This is a genomic window from Geothrix alkalitolerans (assembly GCF_022808885.1).
GTDB lineage: Bacteria > Acidobacteriota > Holophagae > Holophagales > Holophagaceae > Geothrix > Geothrix alkalitolerans.
In genome coordinates, this window is the sequence record NZ_JAKZLE010000002.1 from 727,310 (window position 1) to 744,311 (window position 17,002).

Here is a 17,002-nt window from a genome sequence, read left to right on the forward strand (position 1 = left end):
GCTGGCCTCCCGCCCGTCACTAGGCTAGGATGGATCCCTGCCGCGGGCGTAGTTCAGTGGTAGAACGTCAGCTTCCCAAGCTGAATGTCGTCGGTTCAATCCCGATCGCCCGCTCCAAACCAGAAGGCCCGCCGGATGGCGGGCCTTCTGATTTGGAGATGGAGAAAGGCGGGAATTGATTTCCTGTCACGACATGTGAATCAGGGAATCCAAGGGACCGCAGGTTTCCACATGGGAGGTTTCGATGGCCGGTAGGAAACTGTCCACCCTGGCCCTGGTCTCGCTGGTCTCAGCCCTCCCGGCCCTCGCGGCCCTGAAGGTCGGAGACAAGGCGCCCGATTTCCAGGCCCAGGCCTCGCTCGGGGGCCAGGTGTCCTCGTTCTCACTGGCCGCGGCCCTCCAGAAGGGGCCCGTGGTCCTCTATTTCTATCCGGCGGCCTTCACCCCCGGCTGCACCACCGAGGCCCACCTGTTCGCCGAAGCGGTGGGCACGTTCCACCAGCTCGGCGCCACCGTCGTCGGCGTGTCCCACGATGACATCGACAAGCTCAACCAGTTCTCCGTGAGCGAGTGCCGGGGCAAGTTCGCGGTGCTGTCGGATTCCGACCAGGCCATCATGAAGGCCTACGACGCTGTCCTGGCCGCCAAGCCGCAGCTCGCCAACCGCACCTCCTACGTCATCGCCCCCGATGGCCGGATCCTCCACGCCTTCACGGACCTCAAGCCCGACCAGCACGTGGCCAAGGCCCTGGCCGCCCTGCGACAGTGGAAGGGCCAGGCCGGCAGGTAGCCCGCGCCCTAGCCCTTTCCCTGCGACTTCATCTCCAGGAACCGCTTGGCTTCGCGGCGGAGGAGCTCGGCCACGTTGCGGTCCTTCATGAGCAGCTTCATGTCGCTCTCGAGCAGGCGCTTGAAGTGGGTCATGGCCAGGGGGAGCGGCGTGCGCGGGTTCAGGACCAGGGCCTTGGTGATGGTGTACTTCTTCATCCACTCGCGGTTGCCCGCGATGATCCGGAGCACCTCGTCGTTCACAGTGCGCATCTGGGCGATGTAGGCCACCTCTCCTTCCGTGATGCGACCGTTCCGCATGACGTTCACCTGGATGAGGCGGTTGGCCTCGCGGATGAGGATGGTGCGCTCCTCCTTGCCGCCCTTGATGGCGAGCATGATCTTCTGGTTGGTCCGGAGCCTCGCCACCCGCTGGGAGAGGGTGAGGACGATCTCCTGGCCCTGGTCGTCCAACAGGGGCTTCTGCGCCAGCAGGCGCCGTTCGGCGGCCATCTCCTCGGATTCGATCTCTGCCTCTGCCTCCTCCTTGGAGGTCTCCTTCGGCAGGGGCAGCTCCGCCCAGGCCTTGTCCAGGTGCCCGGCCTCCACCTCGTCGAGGATCTCAAGTCGCTCTTTCTTGACCTCCTCCGGAACCAGGCGCAGCACGTCGAAGCGGTACTCGTTCACGCGGCGCTTGATGACGTACTCGCCCTCGGGGTGCTCCTCCAGCAGGTCGAGGATCCTCGGCCGCTCCATCCAGAGCACCTGGTTGTTCAGCACGATCTCCAGCACCGAGCCCGGCAGGCTGGGCACCGAAGCCTCCACGACCGCCGCGGTCAGAGAGGGGTTCAGCAGGGCCTCTTCCAGAAGGGTCGGCTCTTTCCGGTGGCAGAGCACCAGCTGAAGTGGCCCAGGCGGCTCGACAGGCCCCAGAAGGACGCCCGAGAGCATGGATTCCGGCATGGAGGCGAGGCATTCGAGGGCCTTGGCCGTGTAGGGAGTTTCCTGAAGCGCGGCATGGGCCAGGGCCTGGAGGAGATCCGCCGTGGGAACCGGCAGGCCTCCCCCCACCAGGGTCATGGCCATGGGCTCGGGCAGGGTGCCCTGGAGGAAGCGTTCGACGATGGGATTCATGCTCATGGCTCGGTTCCGTCTTCCTGGTCATCGGGCGGCTGGGGTTCCACCGGCGGGGGGGCAGGCGCGGCGGGCGGGCGGAGCCAATGCCCTTCGGCATCGAACCGGCCGGACCAGGCCTCGCCCACATTCTGGCCGTGGGCGATCCGCACCCCGGCCACCTCCACGTTCACCACGCCCGCGTTGTCGAGGCTGAGGGTGAAGGGGCCCTTCGCGCGCAACCGCCAGGGTTCGGAGACTCGCAGCGTGTGGATCTGAACCTGCCCGCCGGTCTCCGGCGCGGGTTCCAGGCGCACCTCGCAGGTGTCCATGGCGCGCAGGCTGATCAGGATCCCCTGATCGTTGAGGGGGGCCTCCGGCAGGAGCTCGCCCAGCACCGGATAGGGGGAGGTGGACGGGGGGGGCGGCGGCGGCAGGGTGGCCTTGGGCAGGGTGGTCAGGTAGCTGGGGGCCAGCTTCCGGCCGAGGCTGGGACCGGGCACCACCAGCCATGCCGCCACCAGGATCGAGGCGACGGTGAGGAGACCCATGACGACGCGCTCCAGCCGCTCCTGCCGGGGGTCCGGCGCCGGCAGTTCCTGGGCCCCCGGTACGATCTGGAAGGCGCTCGTATGGAACTCCAGATCCACCCCCAGGCGCTCGGCCAGCTGGCGGGCCAGAGGCCGGGGACGTCCCGGCGGCAGGGAGGCCCAGTCATCGGATTCGATGGCCTCGATGTGGCGCAGGGGCAGCTTCAGCTCCACCGCCAGGATCTCGCGGGACAGCCCCTTGGCCACACGCGCGTCCCGCAGGATCTGGCCTACGGTCTCGTCCTCTCTCATCCCGCCCATCCCACGGGCAGTTCCTTGAGCAGGCGTCCCAACTGCTCCCGGCGCTCGGCGCGGTTGAGGCGCCGGTCGTCCAGGCTGCCCCGATGGGCCATGGTGTCCGCCAGGGTGGCCTGCAGGTCATCCGGCGTGATGAAATCGCGCCCCTCAAGCCAGGCTTCGGCCTGGGCCAGGCCAAGCCAGTGCTTGACCGCGCGGGTCGAGCAGAAGCCGCCGCCCGTCCGGATGCGCTCCACCATGCGCTCCGCGTAGTCCATCACTGCGTCGGACACCCGTACGGTCCGCACGGCGGCGCGGGCCTGTCGCCAGCCGTCCAGGTCCAGGGCCGGGCGCAGGGCGTCCAGGCGATCCGAGCCCGCCTCGCCCTTGAGGATCCGGCGTTCGGCCTCCCGGTCGGGGTAGCCCAGGTGAAGGGAGCAGGAGAATCGGTCCAGCTGGCTCTCCGGCAGGGGGAAGGTGCCGGCGTGATCCATGGGGTTCTGCGTGGCGATGACGAAGAAGGGGTCCGGCAGGCGATGGGTGCTGCGGTCCAGCGTCACCTGCCCTTCCACCATGGCCTCGAGCATGGCGCTCTGGGTCTTGGGGCCGATGCGGTTCAACTCGTCCAGCAGCAGCACCTGGCAGAAGATCGGGCCGGGCTGGAACCGGAAGGTCTGGTCCTTGGCATCCCACAGGTGCACGCCCAGCAGGTCCGAGGGCAGCAGATCATTCGTTCCCTGCACCCGCTGGAAGCTGCCGCCCAGGATGCGCGAAAGGCCCTTGGCCAGCGTGGTCTTCCCCACTCCCGGCAGGTCCTCCAGCAGCACGTGGCCGCCCGCCAGCAGAGCCGCGAAGGCGCGCCGGACCTGGGCATCCTTCCCCACCACCACGGCCTGGAGCGCGGCCAAGCCGGCCCTCACCGCCGGACGGACAGCCTCCGGCGACCGCGCGGGAGGAGCGACGACGGGAGGGGCCTGGGCTGGATCCTGGATCATGGGGCCTTCCGGGGCACGGAGCTGTCTCTATCTTCCAGAGGGATGCCATGGTCCCGCAAGCGCTGAGCCAGACCGCGCAGGGTGAGCCCGAGTCCCTCCGCCGCCCGCGGCAGGTCGCCATGGGCCTCGGCCAGGGCGCGCCGCAGCAGCTGGCCCTCGGCGGCGCGCGAGGCGGCCCGCAGCATGGTCTCGAGTGGCCCCGGCTCGGGCCAGGGAAGGCTGAGGATGTTCGAGCAACCCAGTTCCAGGTCCGGAAAGGCCCGGATGGCAGGTCCGTCCGAGAGGCCCAGGGCCCGGGCCAGCAGCGCCTCCAGCTCTCGCACGTTCCCCGGCCAGACATGGCCGAGCAGCTGGCGCTCCGCCGTCCGCTCGAGCCAGGGCGTCGTCCGCCCTTCCAGGCGGGCGGTCCGCTCGAGCAACGCCCGGGCCAGGGCCAGGAGGTCCTCGCGGCGCTCCCGCAGCGGAGGCACCCGGAGCTCGAGGGAGCCCAGGCGCTGGGCCAGCTCCGGTGGGAGTCGCGCGCCCTCGTCCAGCCCGGCCATCCAGCGGAACCCCGCGCCGCCGGCATCGATGGCCCGGACCAGGGGCGCCACGGCCTCCGGCGCCAGATGCTCCAGCCCCGCCAGGTAGAGGCTCCCGCCCCGGACCAGCTCGAGAAGGCTGGGATCCGGGCCCTCCGATCCGAGGGTGGCGGCGGACAGGCTCAGGTAGGGGGCTCCGGGATGGCGGAGGGCGTGCAGGCGGCGGGCGCAGCGACCCTTCCCCGCCCCGTGCTCCCCCACGAAGAGCACTGGCAACGCCGTGCCAGCGGTCCGTCGAAGGGCCTGGTCAAGGGCCTGCATGGCCGCGCTGTGGGCGACCCAGGGTTCCGCGGGATCTGGCGGGGGCGCACCCACCAGGGCCCGGAGGCGGTCCAGAAGGGCCAGGAAGGCATCCAGGTCGAAGGGCTTGGGCAGGAAGTCCTCCGCCCCCAGGCGCATAGCCTCCACGATGTCCCGGGGTTCCCCGAAGGCGGACATCAGCACCACCCGCAGGGCGGGATGCAGCTGTCGGGCACGCCGGATCAGCTCCAGTCCGCTCATGCCCGGCAGACGCAGGTCCGTCACCAGGACATGGGACGGCGCGGCCTCCAGGGCCCGCAGGGCCTCCTGCGGATCCGCCACCGCCCGCACCGACCAGGCCGAGCCCTCCAGGGCCTGGATGAGCAGGCGCCGGAAGCTGTCCTTGTCCTCGACCAGCAGAAGGTCCATGGGTAGAAGCTATCAGCTGTCGGCGATCAGCTGTCAGCTATCAGCCAGCTCGGCCGCAGTCCGCGAGGAAGCGGCGGCTCTGGGCCTCGGCTTGGGCCTCGAAGAGGGAGGCGCCGGGCACCAGTGCCAGGCCGGCGTTCCGGGCCCAGGCCACGAACGCGGTGTCCTCCTTGTAGATCCACTCCACCGCCCAGCGTGCCGACGGCAGCGCGGCCTCCAGCAGATCGGGGAACGGCACGGGATCCTCGGCCTTCATGCCCAGGCTCGTGGCCTGCACCACGCCCACGGGCGCGAAAGCGGCCACCGCAGCGGGGCTGGCCGGCGCCTGGCGGGAGGCCTGCAGCACGGGCCGGCCCGCGGCCTCCAGCACCTGGCGGCTCGATCGCCCCACTCCGCCTCCGCCGAGCAGGAGCACAGGCCCGGAGGGGAGGTGCGACAGCGCCTGTCCAAGCGCCTCCGCGTCCGTGTTGGCCCCGTTCCAGGGGTCGTCCGGTCCTCGCCGCCACAGCGTGTTCAGCGGGCCCTCCAGGCCGAGGGCCTCGGGCAGGGACAGCTTGAGGGGAGCGGTGATGCTGAGGCCGAGGACGCCGAGAGCCTCCAGGGCCTCCACGGCCTCGGCGGCCTCCCCGCACAAGAGCGGGACATACAGCAGGTTCCGGCCCGCCGCCTGGAACCGGGGATTGTGGAAGGCCGGACCCCGGGAGTGCAGCACTGGATCTCCGATGACGCCGCAGATGCCGCAGTTGCGGGGCAGGTCTGCGCAGTGCCAGGCGCGGAGGGTGGCGAGTGGGAGCTGGCCCGGGGCCGCCGCGGGGCCGTCGTCCGGAGCCGCATACGTGAAAGCGCCACCCCAGGCGGCCTGCAGAGCCCGGGTGGCGAGGCCCTTGGGCCCCATGAGGAAGGCCGACAGGACGATTCCGCGGTCCCGGGCCCGGGTGAGGGCAGGCCTGAGCCGGCCGCCATCCCCGAGACACCCCGCCCAGCCCACCCACTTGAAGGCATCGCCTTCGGGGAGGGCCGCCAGCCGCTGATCCAGGTCGAAGACGCCAGACGCCACATGCACCGAGCGCAGCAGGCCCACCCCAGGCCGAGCGGCCTGGAGCTCCGCGGGCACCGGCAAGTCCCACTCCAGGTCCACCCAGGCCGGTCCGGCCGCCACAGCCTCCAGCAGGCGGGCCATCCGTCCCGCCTCGTCTTCATCCGCCCAGCGGCCGCCCTCGGATCGCCGTCGGCAGGTGGCGAGGCAGCGGCCTCCGAGCGTCCGGACCAGCTCTCCAGGATCAGCCTCGGGAAAGAGGTCCAGCCTCAGCTCAGGCAGGGCATCCGGACCCAGGTTGCGGGCGCAGGCAAGGGCCTGGTCCCAGGTGGCGTGGGTCAAAGTCACCAGATGGAAGGGGAGGGGCATCACCGGGAGGCGCTCACAGCTCATCGTAGCCTGCCCCGGAGCCGGCGCGGGACGGGCCTGGCGCCCTGCTTCCACCCCGAGGGAAGGTTTACCAACTAAAGAAAGTGATGACAGCGACCATTCATTACCGATCGGTCTGCTACGCTCGCCGGGCGAGGGGTTGAAAAACCCAACCCCCTCGATCTCAAGGAGAATACATGTTGTCCCCCGCGTTGATGTTCTGGATCCAATTCATTCTGGTCCTGGGCGCCATCCTGATCGGCATCCGCAAGGGCGGCGTCGCCCTGGGCCTCATCGGCGGCCTGGGCGTGGCCGTGCTGGTGCTGCTGTTCCGCGTGGCCCCCGGTACCCCGCCCGTGGACGTGATGCTCATCATCCTGGCGGTGGTGACGGCCTCGGCCACCCTCCAGGTGGCGGGCGGTCTGGACTACCTGGTGCAGTTGACGGAACGGCTGCTCCGCGCCCACCCCAAGTACGTGACCATCCTGGCGCCCCTCTCCACCTTCTTCCTCACAGTCTGCGTGGGGACCGGGCACGCGGTCTATGCGCTGCTGCCGGTCATCTCCGACGTGGCCCTGAAGACCCGCATCCGGCCCGAGCGCCCCATGGCCATCTCCAGCGTGGCCTCCCAGATGGGCATCACCGCCAGCCCCGTGGCCGCCGCCGTCACCACCTTCCTGGCCATGGCCGCCAAGAACGGGCATCCCGTGGGCCTCTTCGACATCGTGCGCATCACCCTGCCCGCGGGCGTCATCGGCGTGCTGGCCGCCGCGGCCTGGAGCTTCAACCGGGGCAAGGAGCTGGACCAGGACCCCGAGTTCCTCGAGCGCATGAAGGATCCCGAGTTCGCCAAGGGCCTGGAAGGCGACGTCACCACCCTGGACAAGGTGATCCCCTTCAAGGCCAAGCTCTCCGTGGGCCTCTTCTTCGCGGGCGTGCTCACCATCGTGCTCATCGCCCTCAAACCCGGCCTGCTCCCCGTGGCGAACGGCAAGCCCATCCCCATGACCACGGTCGTGCAGGTCATCATGCTGGCCTTCGGCGCCTTCATCCTCTTCGCCACGGAAGTGAAGGCCCCCGAGATCGCCCGCTCCAGCGTGTTCATCGCGGGCATGATCGCCGTCGTCTCCATCTTCGGCATCGCCTGGATGAGCGAGACCTTCATCAAGGCCAACGAGGGCTACCTGGTGGCCCACATCAAGGCCATGGTGCAGATGGCCCCCTGGACCTTCGCCATCGCCATGTTCGCCGTGTCCGCCTTCGTGAAGAGCCAGGCCGCCACGCTCACGATCATGCTGCCATTCGGCTACGCCCTGGGACTGCCCACGCCCCTGCTGCTGGGCCTCATCCCCGCCAGCTACGCCTACTTCTTCTTCGCCTTCTACCCCAGCGACCTCGCCGCCATCAACATGGACCGCACCGGCACCACGCGGATCGGCAAGTACCTCCTCAACCACAGCTTCATGATCCCCGGCCTCATCGGCGTCAGCGTCTCCACCTGCGTCGCCTTCGGGTTGTCGAAGCTCTTCGCCTGAATACCGTTCCCCTACGAAAAAGCCCCGCCGTGGCGGGGCTTTTTCGTAGGTGGAACAGCTACCAGAGGCCCAGGACCTTCCACCACAGGCCTCCGAGGCCCACCCAGATGATGATGTTCACGACGCTCACGATGAGACCCGTCCGCCACCAGGTGCCGAGCTCCACATAGCCGGTGCCGAAGAGCACCGGCGCCGGACCCGTCCCGTAGTGGGTCATCCCCGCGAAGAGGTTGCTGAAGAAAGCGAGCACCAGTGCTGCCAGGACGGGCGGCGCGCCGGCCACGATGGACACGCCCAGGAAGGCGGCGTACATCGAGGCCACGTGGGCCGTGTTGCTGGCGAAGAAGTAGTGGCTGTAGAAGTAGACCAGCGCCAGCACGAGGAAGGCGAGGATCCAGCCCTTGCCCGCCACCATGCCGCCCATGGTCTTGCTGAACCAGGGCACCATGCCCAGCTTGTTGAGGAAGCTGGCCATCATCACCAGGGCCGCGAACCACACGAGCGTGTCCCAGGCGCCGGTCTCGGCCTTGATGTCGTCCCAGTTGAGGATGCCGGTGATCAGGAGCACAGCGAGGCCCGCCAGGGCGGAGGTGGTGGCGTTGAGGTCGCCCAGCTGCTTGGCGAAGATCCAGAGGACCAGCAGCATCACGAAGACGCCCAGCATCATCCATTCTTGGCGCTTGACGGGTCCGAGCTCCCGCAGGTGGCCCTTGGCCATCTCCACGGCCTCCGGCGTCTCGGTGATCTCGGGCCGATGGAGGCGGTAGATGATGAACGGGATCAGCAGCAGCGCCACCACGCCCGGAACCACCGCCGCGAGGGCCCAGCCCACCCAGGTGAGGTTCACCTTGAGGTCGCCCGCCAGCTTCTGGGCCAGGGGGTTGGCGGCCATGGCCGTGAGGAACATGGCGCTGGTGATGCAGTTCACCTGGTAGGCCGTGAGCGTGAGGAACGAGCCCATCTTGCGGGCAGTGCCATCGCCGGGGTTGCTGCCGTAGGCGCGGGCCAGCGAGGCCATGACAGGCATGACGATGCCGCCTCCCCGGGCGGTGTTGCTGGGGATGGCCGGCGCGAGCACCAGGTCGGTGGCCGCCAGGCCGTAGCTCAGGCCCAGGGTGCGCTTGCCCAGCAGGGCCATGAAGGTGTAGGCGATGCGGGCGCCGAGGCCCGTCTTGATGAAGCCCCGCGAGATGAAGAAGGCGAGGACGATGAGCCAGATCACCACATCCGAGAAGCCGCTCATGGACTCGGCGATGCTCAGTGTGCCCGTCAGGGCGGTGGCGGCGATGCCGATCATGGCCACGGCGCCCATGGGCAGGGACTTGAGGATGATGCCCACGATGGTCGTCACGAAGATGGCGAAGAGGTGCAGCCCCTTCACCCAGTCGGCCTTCCGCTTGGACTCGGCGTCGACCTTGGCCTTCGCGTCGGCCGCGGCCTTCACCTGCGCATCGGCTTCCGCCTTGGCTTTGGCCTCGGCTTCGACCTTCGCCTTGGCCTCCGCTTCCGCCTTGGCCTTGGCTTCCTGCTGGGCCTTGGTCAGCGGTTTGGCGGGCGTCGTCGCGACGGCCGGGGCCGGCACGGCGGCCGGCGCGACGGGCTTGGCCACAGGCTTGGGTGTCGCAGCAGCCGCGGGCTTGGGTGCGGCGGGCTGGCCCGTGAAGACCTTGGCGTCCGGCACCGGCACGAGGGCCGGCAGGCCGAGGTAGAGGATGAGACCAAGGGCGAGCGTGGCGACGGCTTGGACAGGCTTGGCGCCCTGCCACCCGGACGGGCCGGCGGCCGGGGCTGTTCCGGAATCGGAAGCGTGGCTCATGAGGAGCCTCCATGTCTTGGGATGAGGGTGGAATTTCCGGTGCGTAGTCTACCCCCAAGTCGCATAGTTAAAAGAGGTATCTGCCTGGACTTCGGGCCCATTGATCCGCGCGATTGATACATTTGCAGCTTTATTCACAGGAGGACCTCATGCGTGACCTGAAGATCGCGGTCATCCCCGGCGATGGCATCGGCAAGGAAGTGGTGCCGGAGGGCATCCGGGTGCTGGAGGCTGCCGCGGCGAAACACGGCCTCCGCTTCCAGTGGGACCAGTTCCCCTGGAGCTGCGAGTACTTCCTCCAGACCGGCCGCATGATGCCCGAGGACGGCCTGGACCGCATCCGCCATCACGACGCCATCTTCCTCGGCGCCGTGGGCTTCCCCGGCGTGCCCGACCATGTTTCGCTCTGGGGCCTGCTCATTCCCATCCGCCGCGGCTTCCAGCAGTACGCCAACGTGCGCCCCGTGAAGCTCATGCCCGGCGTGCCCTGCCCCCTGGCGGGCCGGCAGGTGGGCGACATCGACTTCATCGTGGTGCGCGAGAACAACGAGGGCGAGTACTCCAGCATCGGCGGCCGCCTCTACGAGGGCACGGACCAGGAGATGGCCACGCAGCAGACCGTCTTCACCCGGCAGGGCGTGGACCGCATCCTGAAGTACGCCTTCGACCTGGCCCAGAGGCGCCCGAAGAAGCACCTCACCTCGGCGACGAAATCCAACGGCATCGCCATCACCATGCCCTACTGGGACGAGCGGGTGAAGGCCATGGGCGCCAAGTACCCCGAGGTGAAGGTGGACCAGTTCCACATCGACATCCTCTGCGCCCACTTCGTGCGCAACCCCCACTGGTTCGACGTGGTGGTGGGCTCCAACCTCTTCGGCGACATCCTCTCGGACCTGGGCCCCGGCTGCACGGGCACCATCGCCATCGCCCCCAGCGCCAACCTGAACCCCGAGCGCGAGTTCCCCTCCATGTTCGAGCCCGTCCACGGCTCGGCCCCGGACATCTACGGCAAGGGCATCGCCAACCCCGTGGGCCAGATCTGGGCCGGCGCCATGATGCTGGACCACCTGGGCTTCCCCGAAGCCGCCGCCTCCGTCACTGCCGCCATCGAGAAGGTGCTGGCCACGGGCCCCCGCACGCCCGACATGGGCGGCACAGCCAGCACCTCCGACATGGGCAAAGCCATCGCCGACGCGGTGTGACTCAGCGCACCACCCATCGGCCGCCTTCGTGCGCCTCGGGTGATTAAAGAAGCCGGCGCAGGCGGCCGAGAAGGCACTCACAGACACGGAAAGCCCGTCCATGTTGGATGCGAGTTCGAAGGACTCGCTGGGACCCCATCTCGGGGGACCTTCGCCGTGTGCGCCCCGCTGCACTTAAAGCGGATATTTTTGTATTTTTTTGGGTCAACAGATTTTCCAGTTATTTATATTCCCATGGGAGCCGATAGCAGGGCTGAAGGAGACCGCCATGCGCATCTGCCTACGTTCCTTTGCCCTCGCCCTCGCACCGACCCTTCTTCTGGCGCTTCCCCCTGTCACGGGAGTGGACGGAACAGCCCACGACCTGAGCATCACGGGATTGAATTCCGTGACCCTGGCAACCCGGTCCTGCGTGTTCTGCCACACCGTCCACAACCCCGGTGGCGGAAGCAGCTCAAAGCTCATTCCAGACTGGAACCACACCACCACCGTCGCGGCGTTCACGATGTACAACAACACGAACCATGCTGGCGCGGACCTCAAGGGCACCGTGGACTCGCAACCCACAGGGCCGAGTCTGGCCTGCCTATCCTGCCACGACGGCTCGGTGGCCGTGGGTTCCTTGGTGGTCGCTCCGCTCAGCGGCGGCAACGACACCTACGTCGGCGCCAGGGGCGGCGTCAGCCCAAGCACTGGCCGCATCAGCAGCGGCAGAGCCCTGGTCGGGACCGACCTGAGCAACGATCACCCCATCTCCATCACCTACCAGGACAACCTGGATACCGGTCTCCAGCCCGCGGCCTCCCTCGTCGCCGTGCGCCTCTATCCGGAGAACGTCACGGGCGCGAAGGTGCAATGCTCCTCTTGCCACGATGTCCACAATTACGGCACACCCGGAACCACGGCACCGTTCCTGCGAGCGACCATGGAGGGCTCCTTCCTCTGCCGGAGCTGCCACAAGAAGTGATGTCCGGGCCCCCGATCGCCCGCTCGAGGGTGCGCAAGGGCGGGCTGCCGTCGGGCCGGGCGAATCGTGACCGGCATCACCTGCCGCAGAACGTGGGTCGTCGGACAGGAGGCACCAGACCACTCATCGACCGTCGCCCCAGAAGCACCTCTGAAAATGTTGTCTTCAGAAACCTGATGGCGTGCGGCGAGGCTCGGACAATCCCGTGACCCGCCCATGACAGTCCAAGACACGGCGTCGATCCCTTCACCATTCGACATGCCGAAAAAAAACAAACCCAAACGACTTTTCGTGCGCGGGACCTTCGCTGATACGCTCCGTGAGATCTTGGTCAAAGCAAAGATGACTCTAAGATGAGGTATGCCCATCCCCCCCACTGGGCTCCTTTCTGAGACCACCGACGCCATGACCCCCTCACGCCGGATCCTCGCTTTCCTTCTGTTCGCCTTGCTGGTGGGCCTCGTGCCCTGCAGCGCCGCGGACGCGCCCCGAACCTGCCAGGACTGCCACTCCAAGGTCCGCCAGGCCGCCGCTCCGGCGACAGCTCACAAACCCCTGCTCGACGGAAAGTGCCAGTGGTGCCACAAGCCCCATGGCGCGGCGAACGTCAACCTCCTCCACGAGGGCGGCGGCCGGGCCCTCTGTGCCCTCTGCCACAAGGGGTTCAAGCAGGCCGCCAGTGAGCGCCCTGCGCACCGCTTCGAGTCCAAGGGCGAGTGCGGGGCCTGCCACGGCGCCCACGACACGGGGCGCAAGCTCCTGCTCCGAAAGGACGCGCAGGAGCTGTGCCTCTCCTGCCACGCGGACATCAAGGCCCGCACCACCTCGGCCCATCCCCATCCCGCGACGGACGACTGCCTGGCCTGCCACCAACCCCATCCCTCGGCCACGCGCAATCTGCTGAAAGCGGGCGTCCCGGGCCAGTGCGACACCTGCCACGACCTGGCCGGTCTCTCGAAGACCCACGGCGGCTTCCCGCTGAAGGCCGAAGCCTGCGCCACCTGCCACAACCCCCACGGTGGCCCGGCCAAGGGCCTGCTCCGCGACCGCGTGCACGCACCTTTCGCCCCGGGCTCCTGCGCCGACTGCCACGCGCCCGCCGCCGGCGGCGCCGTGAAGCTGGCGAAGGCTGTGCCGGAGCTGTGCCTCGACTGCCACGGCCCCCTGCCCGGCCCTGGCGTGCAGCACCAGCCGGCGAAGGACGGCGACTGCCTCACCTGCCACCGGCCCCATGCCGGGGATGCCAAGGGCCTCCTCACAGCCCCGCCCCAGGAGCTGTGCGCCAGCTGCCACACGGACCTCGCCAAGGGGAAGTCCCTGCATCCGCCCTTCCGCGATGGCGCCTGTATGGACTGCCACCGCCCCCACGATTCGAAAGAAAAGGCCCTCCTCACCGCGCCCGCAAAGCAGCTCTGCCTCACCTGCCACGAGGACCTCGTCAAGGGCAAGAGCCAGCACGCGCCGGCCGCCCAGGGCGACTGCCTCGCCTGCCATGAGGCCCACGCCAGCGCCACGGCTCCTGTCCTGAAGCAGCCCGGAGAGACGCTCTGCGCCACCTGCCACAAGGGCGTGGCGAAGGGCGAGGTGGCCCATGCTCCAGCGAAGAAGGGCCAGTGCCTCGCCTGCCACACGCCCCACGCCTCCGATTCCGCCAAGCTCATCAAGGGCGGCGAGCTGGCCGCCTGCGGCGCCTGCCACGAGAAGATCGTGAAGCGCAAGGTTCTCCATGCCCCCGTGAAGAACGGCCAGTGCAGCGCCTGCCACACGCCCCACGGCGGCGCGCTCGCGAAGCTCCTGAAGGACGACACGGAGAAGCTCTGCACCACCTGCCACGGCGACCTGATGAAGGGCGATGCCAAGCACCAGCCCGCCACTGGCAAGCGCGGCTGCCTCGCCTGCCACGATCCCCACGGCGGCGACCAGGCCAAGTTCCTCAAACGCGACCAGCCCGAGGGCTGCTACGCCTGCCACACCCGCAAGGACAGGTTCCAGGTCGTGCACTCCCCCGTGAACGATGGCCAGTGCAGCAGCTGCCACAGCCCCCACTCCGGCAGCGGACCGGCCCTGCTGGCCTCCCCGAAGATCCAGGAGACCTGCGCCACCTGCCACGACCTCGCGGACGAGGCCCTGGGCCGCAAGCACCTCACCAGCTCGCTGGCGAAGGTGGACTGCCTGGGCTGCCACGAGCCCCACACCTCGACGAAGAAGGGCCTGATCCTCAAGGGCGCCCATCCCCCCTTCCTGGAGAGCTGTGGCAACTGCCACACTGCCCCGGCCTCCGGCGCCAAGCTCCCCGCCGGCACGCCCCGCTTGGACCAGCCCGTGCCCCAGCTCTGCCAGGGCTGCCACGCGGACCTCGAGCCCAAGGCCGGCGCCACCCAGCACCAGCCCTTCAAGGGCGGCGAGTGCCTGTCCTGCCACCGGCCCCACGCCTCGAAGAGCGAGTCCCTGCTGGAGAAGCCCGGCAGCCAGGTCTGCCTCACCTGCCACGAGAAGGCCGAGGCGCCCAAGGGCGGCTGGGCGCACAAACCCTACCTGGACGGCAGCTGCCGCGACTGCCATGCGCCCCATCAGACCGAGACCCCCCATCTGCTGCGCCAGAAGACCCTCGACCTCTGCCTCACCTGCCACACGACCATCGCCACGGCGGTGAAGTCCAAGCACGCCCACCAGCCCGCCGCCTCCGGCGAGTGCCTCAGCTGCCACGGGGCCCACACGGGCAAGCTGGCCAAGGGCCTCCTCCAGCCCGTGGAGGAACTCTGCGTCAGCTGCCACGACGCCGGGGATCTGAGGAAGGCCCACAAGGGCTACCCCGTGTCCGCCAAGGACTGCGCCACCTGCCACGATCCCCACGGCTCCAACAACGACGGCATGCTCAAGGCCACGGCCCACCCGCCGGTGGCGGAGGGCGGCTGCTCGACCTGCCATGCGGAACCCACCTCGGCCAAGCCCTTCGCGACCAGCGAGGCCATGCCCGGTCTCTGCTTCAACTGCCACGACGGCGTCGCCGCGGCCGCGAAGAAGGCCTTCCCCCATCCTCCTGTGGCCAACGGCGAGTGCACCGCCTGCCACACGCCGCACGCCTCCAGCCGACCCTCGCTGCTGGCGGGCAATCCGCGGGACCTCTGCCTCCAGTGCCACGACGGGCTGCGGGAGGAGGCGAACAAGGCGGTCTCCCGACACAAGCCCGTGATGGACGGCCAGTGCGCCATGTGCCATACGGCCCACGGCGGCGACGCCAAGGGCTTCCCCCGCGGCGAGGTCCAGACCCTCTGCCTGAGCTGCCACAAGGACAAGAGGGCCGGCCACCCCGTGGCCAACCATCCCACCTCAGGCCGCACCATCAAGGCCACGGGCAAGCCCCTCTCCTGCCTGTCCTGCCACCAGCCCCACTTCTCCAAGAGCCCCAAGCTCCTGGCCGTCAGCGGCTGCGACGCCTGCCACTCGTAAGGTCACGTTCCCAGAGGAACTGCCTGCTTCCACAGCGAAGCCCCCGGTCACCCGGGGGCTTCGGCGTCTTCCCAGCGGCTTTCAGTCGCCCAGGCTTCGCTCCACCAGGTCGTGGCCATGCGCCTTGAGGTAGTCCGCCCGAACGGCCTCGCGGCATTCGCCCAGCGGCATCACGGGGCCTGGGCGTCGCTCCAGGGCGTTGAAGATCATGAAGCCATCCGGACCCAGCATGGGACCCACGGGCTGACCCTGGGGCCCTGCCAGGAGGGGCTGCATGAGCGTGGGGGGCACCAGCGTTTTGAGTGAAGCCACCTCCACCCAGCCGGGCTCGGGGTTGCCCGTGGCCTCGGCGTTGGCGTACCGCGCCACGGCCTCGCGCCAGGGCAGGCCTGTCCGAACCGCATTCAGGGCCGCGTCCACCTCGTCCTTGGAATCGGCCACCAGCACCTGCAGGCGCAAGGCGCCCACCTGCCGGAACCGATCGGGGAAGGTCTCGTGGTGCTTCGCCAGCTCGACCTCGGACACCTGCGCCTCAGAGAGGAAGGCCTCCGCGTACCGGACGTAGGCGCGTTCCCGCTCCTCCAGCCAGAGGGCGGCCTGGACCTCGGGGCGGCGATCCAGCCCCTGCTTGCGGGCCGCTTCGGACAGACGGATGTCGTCCGCCACGCCCTCCATGAACCGGGCCTTGGTCGCCGCGCCCAGGGAGTGGCTCGAGCCCATGGTCTTGAGGACATCCACCAGGTGGCGTTTGAGGGTCCGCAGGCTAATGGCCGTCCCGGCCACCCGGCCCGCGACCTTCTTCTCATCACCGGGCAGGGTCTCCGTGGTGCGGTCCGCACCCAGCACAGTCAGATCGGGAACCAGGGGATACCGGGGGCGGAGCACCTCCAGGGCCGCCTCTCGCCTCATCTTCATCTGGGTGGCCGCTGCCTCCTTCAGCAGGGTCTCCCGGCGCGCGGCGAAGTCCGCCTCCGTCTCGCGCCGGGCTTCCCAGGCCTTGGCGACATGCCAGCCGAACTCGCTCTGCAGGGGGCCCACCAGCGCGCCCACGGGGGCCGCGAAGACGGGATCGCCGAAGGCGGTCACCATCTGCTTCTGGCGGATCCAGCCCAGGTCGCCCTTGTTCTGGGCCGCGCTGGGATCCACAGAAATCTCCGCGGCCACCTTCTCGAAAGGCTCTCCTGCCTGGATGCGCTTCAGAGCCGCCTCGGCCTCCTCCCGGGTCTTGCACAGGAGGTGCGACACGTGGCGTTCCTCGCCCTGGGCGAGGAACGCAGCCTTGACCTGCTCTTCGGTCATGCCGGGATGACTTGGCCGGGTGTCGAGGAAGGCCCTCCCTAGCACGGACTGACGCCCCTCCTGACGCCGCTCCCGCCACTCGGGCGTCTTTAGAAGCCCTTTGGCCGTGGCCAGCGCCCAGGCCTTCTCCAGCCGGGCGAGCTTGGCTCTGGCGGCCTCGGCGGATAAGCCTGGTTCCGCCGCCCGGATCGCCTTCAGGCGTTCCGCCTCGGCATCGACCGTGCGGGGCGGACGCGGGGCGGGCGCCGCCGTCACTGCAGGACCCAGCCCGAGCGCGCCCACCAGGATCGCCATCTGGATCCGGGTGAAGCTGGTCCGCAACGAGGGGGCGTCATGCATGGAAAGCTCCTGGAAGAACGCCTGGGTGGCCCA

At 69.0% G+C, this 17,002-nt stretch carries 12 protein-coding genes and 1 tRNA gene; 6 read left to right on the forward strand and 7 right to left on the reverse strand.

Translation table 11 applies throughout. The annotated features are described in order from the left end of the window. Positions 1–42 precede the first annotated feature (42 nt). Both MLJ35_RS07410 and MLJ35_RS07415 read left to right on the forward strand, forming a co-directional pair. Positions 43–117, forward strand: a tRNA-Gly gene (locus MLJ35_RS07410). A 127-nt stretch (positions 118–244) separates the two neighbouring features. Next, positions 245–790 (forward strand): peroxiredoxin, encoded by a 546-nt coding sequence (locus tag MLJ35_RS07415; RefSeq protein ID WP_243383788.1) that lies wholly within the window; start codon positions 245–247, stop codon positions 788–790. A gap of 8 nt (positions 791–798) precedes the next feature. Here MLJ35_RS07415 and MLJ35_RS07420 read toward each other — a convergent pair whose 3' ends face one another. Genes MLJ35_RS07420 through MLJ35_RS07440 form a run of 5 tightly spaced genes read right to left on the reverse strand, consistent with a single transcriptional unit; the run spans position 799 to position 6,358 of the window. Next, on the reverse strand, positions 799–1,908 hold the full coding sequence (locus tag MLJ35_RS07420; RefSeq protein WP_243383789.1) for a hypothetical protein: 1,110 nt from the start codon (positions 1,906–1,908) through the stop codon (positions 799–801). Beyond that, a complete protein-coding gene (locus MLJ35_RS07425; RefSeq protein ID WP_243383790.1) occupies positions 1,905–2,723 on the reverse strand; it encodes a helix-turn-helix domain-containing protein in 819 nt (272 codons plus the stop codon). The genes MLJ35_RS07420 and MLJ35_RS07425 overlap by 4 nt, the downstream gene beginning before the upstream one ends. Next, positions 2,720–3,703 (reverse strand): AAA family ATPase, encoded by a 984-nt coding sequence (locus tag MLJ35_RS07430; RefSeq protein ID WP_243383791.1) that lies wholly within the window; start codon positions 3,701–3,703, stop codon positions 2,720–2,722. Before MLJ35_RS07430 ends, MLJ35_RS07425 begins: the two co-directional genes overlap by 4 nt. Next, positions 3,700–4,953 (reverse strand): sigma-54-dependent transcriptional regulator, encoded by a 1,254-nt coding sequence (locus MLJ35_RS07435; protein ID WP_243383792.1) that lies wholly within the window; start codon positions 4,951–4,953, stop codon positions 3,700–3,702. The genes MLJ35_RS07430 and MLJ35_RS07435 overlap by 4 nt, the downstream gene beginning before the upstream one ends. A gap of 40 nt (positions 4,954–4,993) precedes the next feature. Further along, the gene (locus tag MLJ35_RS07440; protein WP_243383793.1) at positions 4,994–6,358 is read right to left on the reverse strand and encodes a bifunctional type I 3-dehydroquinate dehydratase/shikimate dehydrogenase; all 1,365 of its coding nucleotides are present in this window, start codon (positions 6,356–6,358) and stop codon (positions 4,994–4,996) included. A 197-nt stretch (positions 6,359–6,555) separates the two neighbouring features. Here MLJ35_RS07440 and MLJ35_RS07445 point away from each other — a divergent pair, with 197 nt between their 5' ends. Beyond that, positions 6,556–7,893 carry an anaerobic C4-dicarboxylate transporter gene (locus tag MLJ35_RS07445; RefSeq protein ID WP_243383794.1) on the forward strand — a complete coding sequence of 446 codons (1,338 nt, stop codon included), beginning with the start codon at positions 6,556–6,558 and terminating at the stop codon, positions 7,891–7,893. 58 nt (positions 7,894–7,951) lie between these two features. Here the strand turns inward: MLJ35_RS07445 and MLJ35_RS07450 are convergent, their stop codons facing one another. Beyond that, on the reverse strand, positions 7,952–9,709 hold the full coding sequence (locus MLJ35_RS07450; protein WP_243383795.1) for an anion permease: 1,758 nt from the start codon (positions 9,707–9,709) through the stop codon (positions 7,952–7,954). A 149-nt stretch (positions 9,710–9,858) separates the two neighbouring features. On the opposite strand from MLJ35_RS07450, the gene MLJ35_RS07455 reads away from it, so the two are divergent. The 3 genes from MLJ35_RS07455 (at position 9,859) to MLJ35_RS07465 (ending at position 15,331) form a co-directional block, all read left to right on the forward strand. After that, on the forward strand, positions 9,859–10,914 hold the full coding sequence (locus MLJ35_RS07455; RefSeq protein WP_243383796.1) for a tartrate dehydrogenase: 1,056 nt from the start codon (positions 9,859–9,861) through the stop codon (positions 10,912–10,914). Positions 10,915–11,182: 268 nt separating this feature from the next. After that, positions 11,183–11,881, forward strand: coding sequence for a cytochrome c3 family protein (locus MLJ35_RS07460; protein ID WP_243383797.1), 699 nt, complete (start codon positions 11,183–11,185; stop codon positions 11,879–11,881). 405 nt (positions 11,882–12,286) lie between these two features. Further along, on the forward strand, positions 12,287–15,331 hold the full coding sequence (locus MLJ35_RS07465) for a cytochrome c3 family protein (protein ID WP_243383798.1): 3,045 nt from the start codon (positions 12,287–12,289) through the stop codon (positions 15,329–15,331). 81 nt (positions 15,332–15,412) lie between these two features. Here the strand turns inward: MLJ35_RS07465 and MLJ35_RS07470 are convergent, their stop codons facing one another. Next, on the reverse strand, positions 15,413–16,969 hold the full coding sequence (locus MLJ35_RS07470; protein ID WP_243383799.1) for a peptidylprolyl isomerase: 1,557 nt from the start codon (positions 16,967–16,969) through the stop codon (positions 15,413–15,415). Positions 16,970–17,002 lie beyond the last annotated feature (33 nt).

Bases quoted from the DNA above. Each gene is read 5' to 3' on its own strand.
- MLJ35_RS07450 (WP_243383795.1), bottom strand. From the start codon at position 9,709: ATGAGCCACGCTTCCGATTCCGGAACAGCCCCGGCCGCCGGCCCGTCC.
- MLJ35_RS07420 (WP_243383789.1), bottom strand. From the start codon at position 1,908: ATGAGCATGAATCCCATCGTCGAACGCTTCCTCCAGGGCACCCTGCCC.
- MLJ35_RS07465 (WP_243383798.1), top strand. From the start codon at position 12,287: ATGACCCCCTCACGCCGGATCCTCGCTTTCCTTCTGTTCGCCTTGCTG.
- MLJ35_RS07425 (WP_243383790.1), bottom strand. From the start codon at position 2,723: ATGAGAGAGGACGAGACCGTAGGCCAGATCCTGCGGGACGCGCGTGTG.
- MLJ35_RS07440 (WP_243383793.1), bottom strand. From the start codon at position 6,358: ATGCCCCTCCCCTTCCATCTGGTGACTTTGACCCACGCCACCTGGGAC.
- MLJ35_RS07455 (WP_243383796.1), top strand. From the start codon at position 9,859: ATGCGTGACCTGAAGATCGCGGTCATCCCCGGCGATGGCATCGGCAAG.
- MLJ35_RS07435 (WP_243383792.1), bottom strand. From the start codon at position 4,953: ATGGACCTTCTGCTGGTCGAGGACAAGGACAGCTTCCGGCGCCTGCTC.
- MLJ35_RS07445 (WP_243383794.1), top strand. From the start codon at position 6,556: ATGTTGTCCCCCGCGTTGATGTTCTGGATCCAATTCATTCTGGTCCTG.
- MLJ35_RS07460 (WP_243383797.1), top strand. From the start codon at position 11,183: ATGCGCATCTGCCTACGTTCCTTTGCCCTCGCCCTCGCACCGACCCTT.
- MLJ35_RS07470 (WP_243383799.1), bottom strand. From the start codon at position 16,969: ATGCATGACGCCCCCTCGTTGCGGACCAGCTTCACCCGGATCCAGATG.
- MLJ35_RS07430 (WP_243383791.1), bottom strand. From the start codon at position 3,703: ATGATCCAGGATCCAGCCCAGGCCCCTCCCGTCGTCGCTCCTCCCGCG.
- MLJ35_RS07415 (WP_243383788.1), top strand. From the start codon at position 245: ATGGCCGGTAGGAAACTGTCCACCCTGGCCCTGGTCTCGCTGGTCTCA.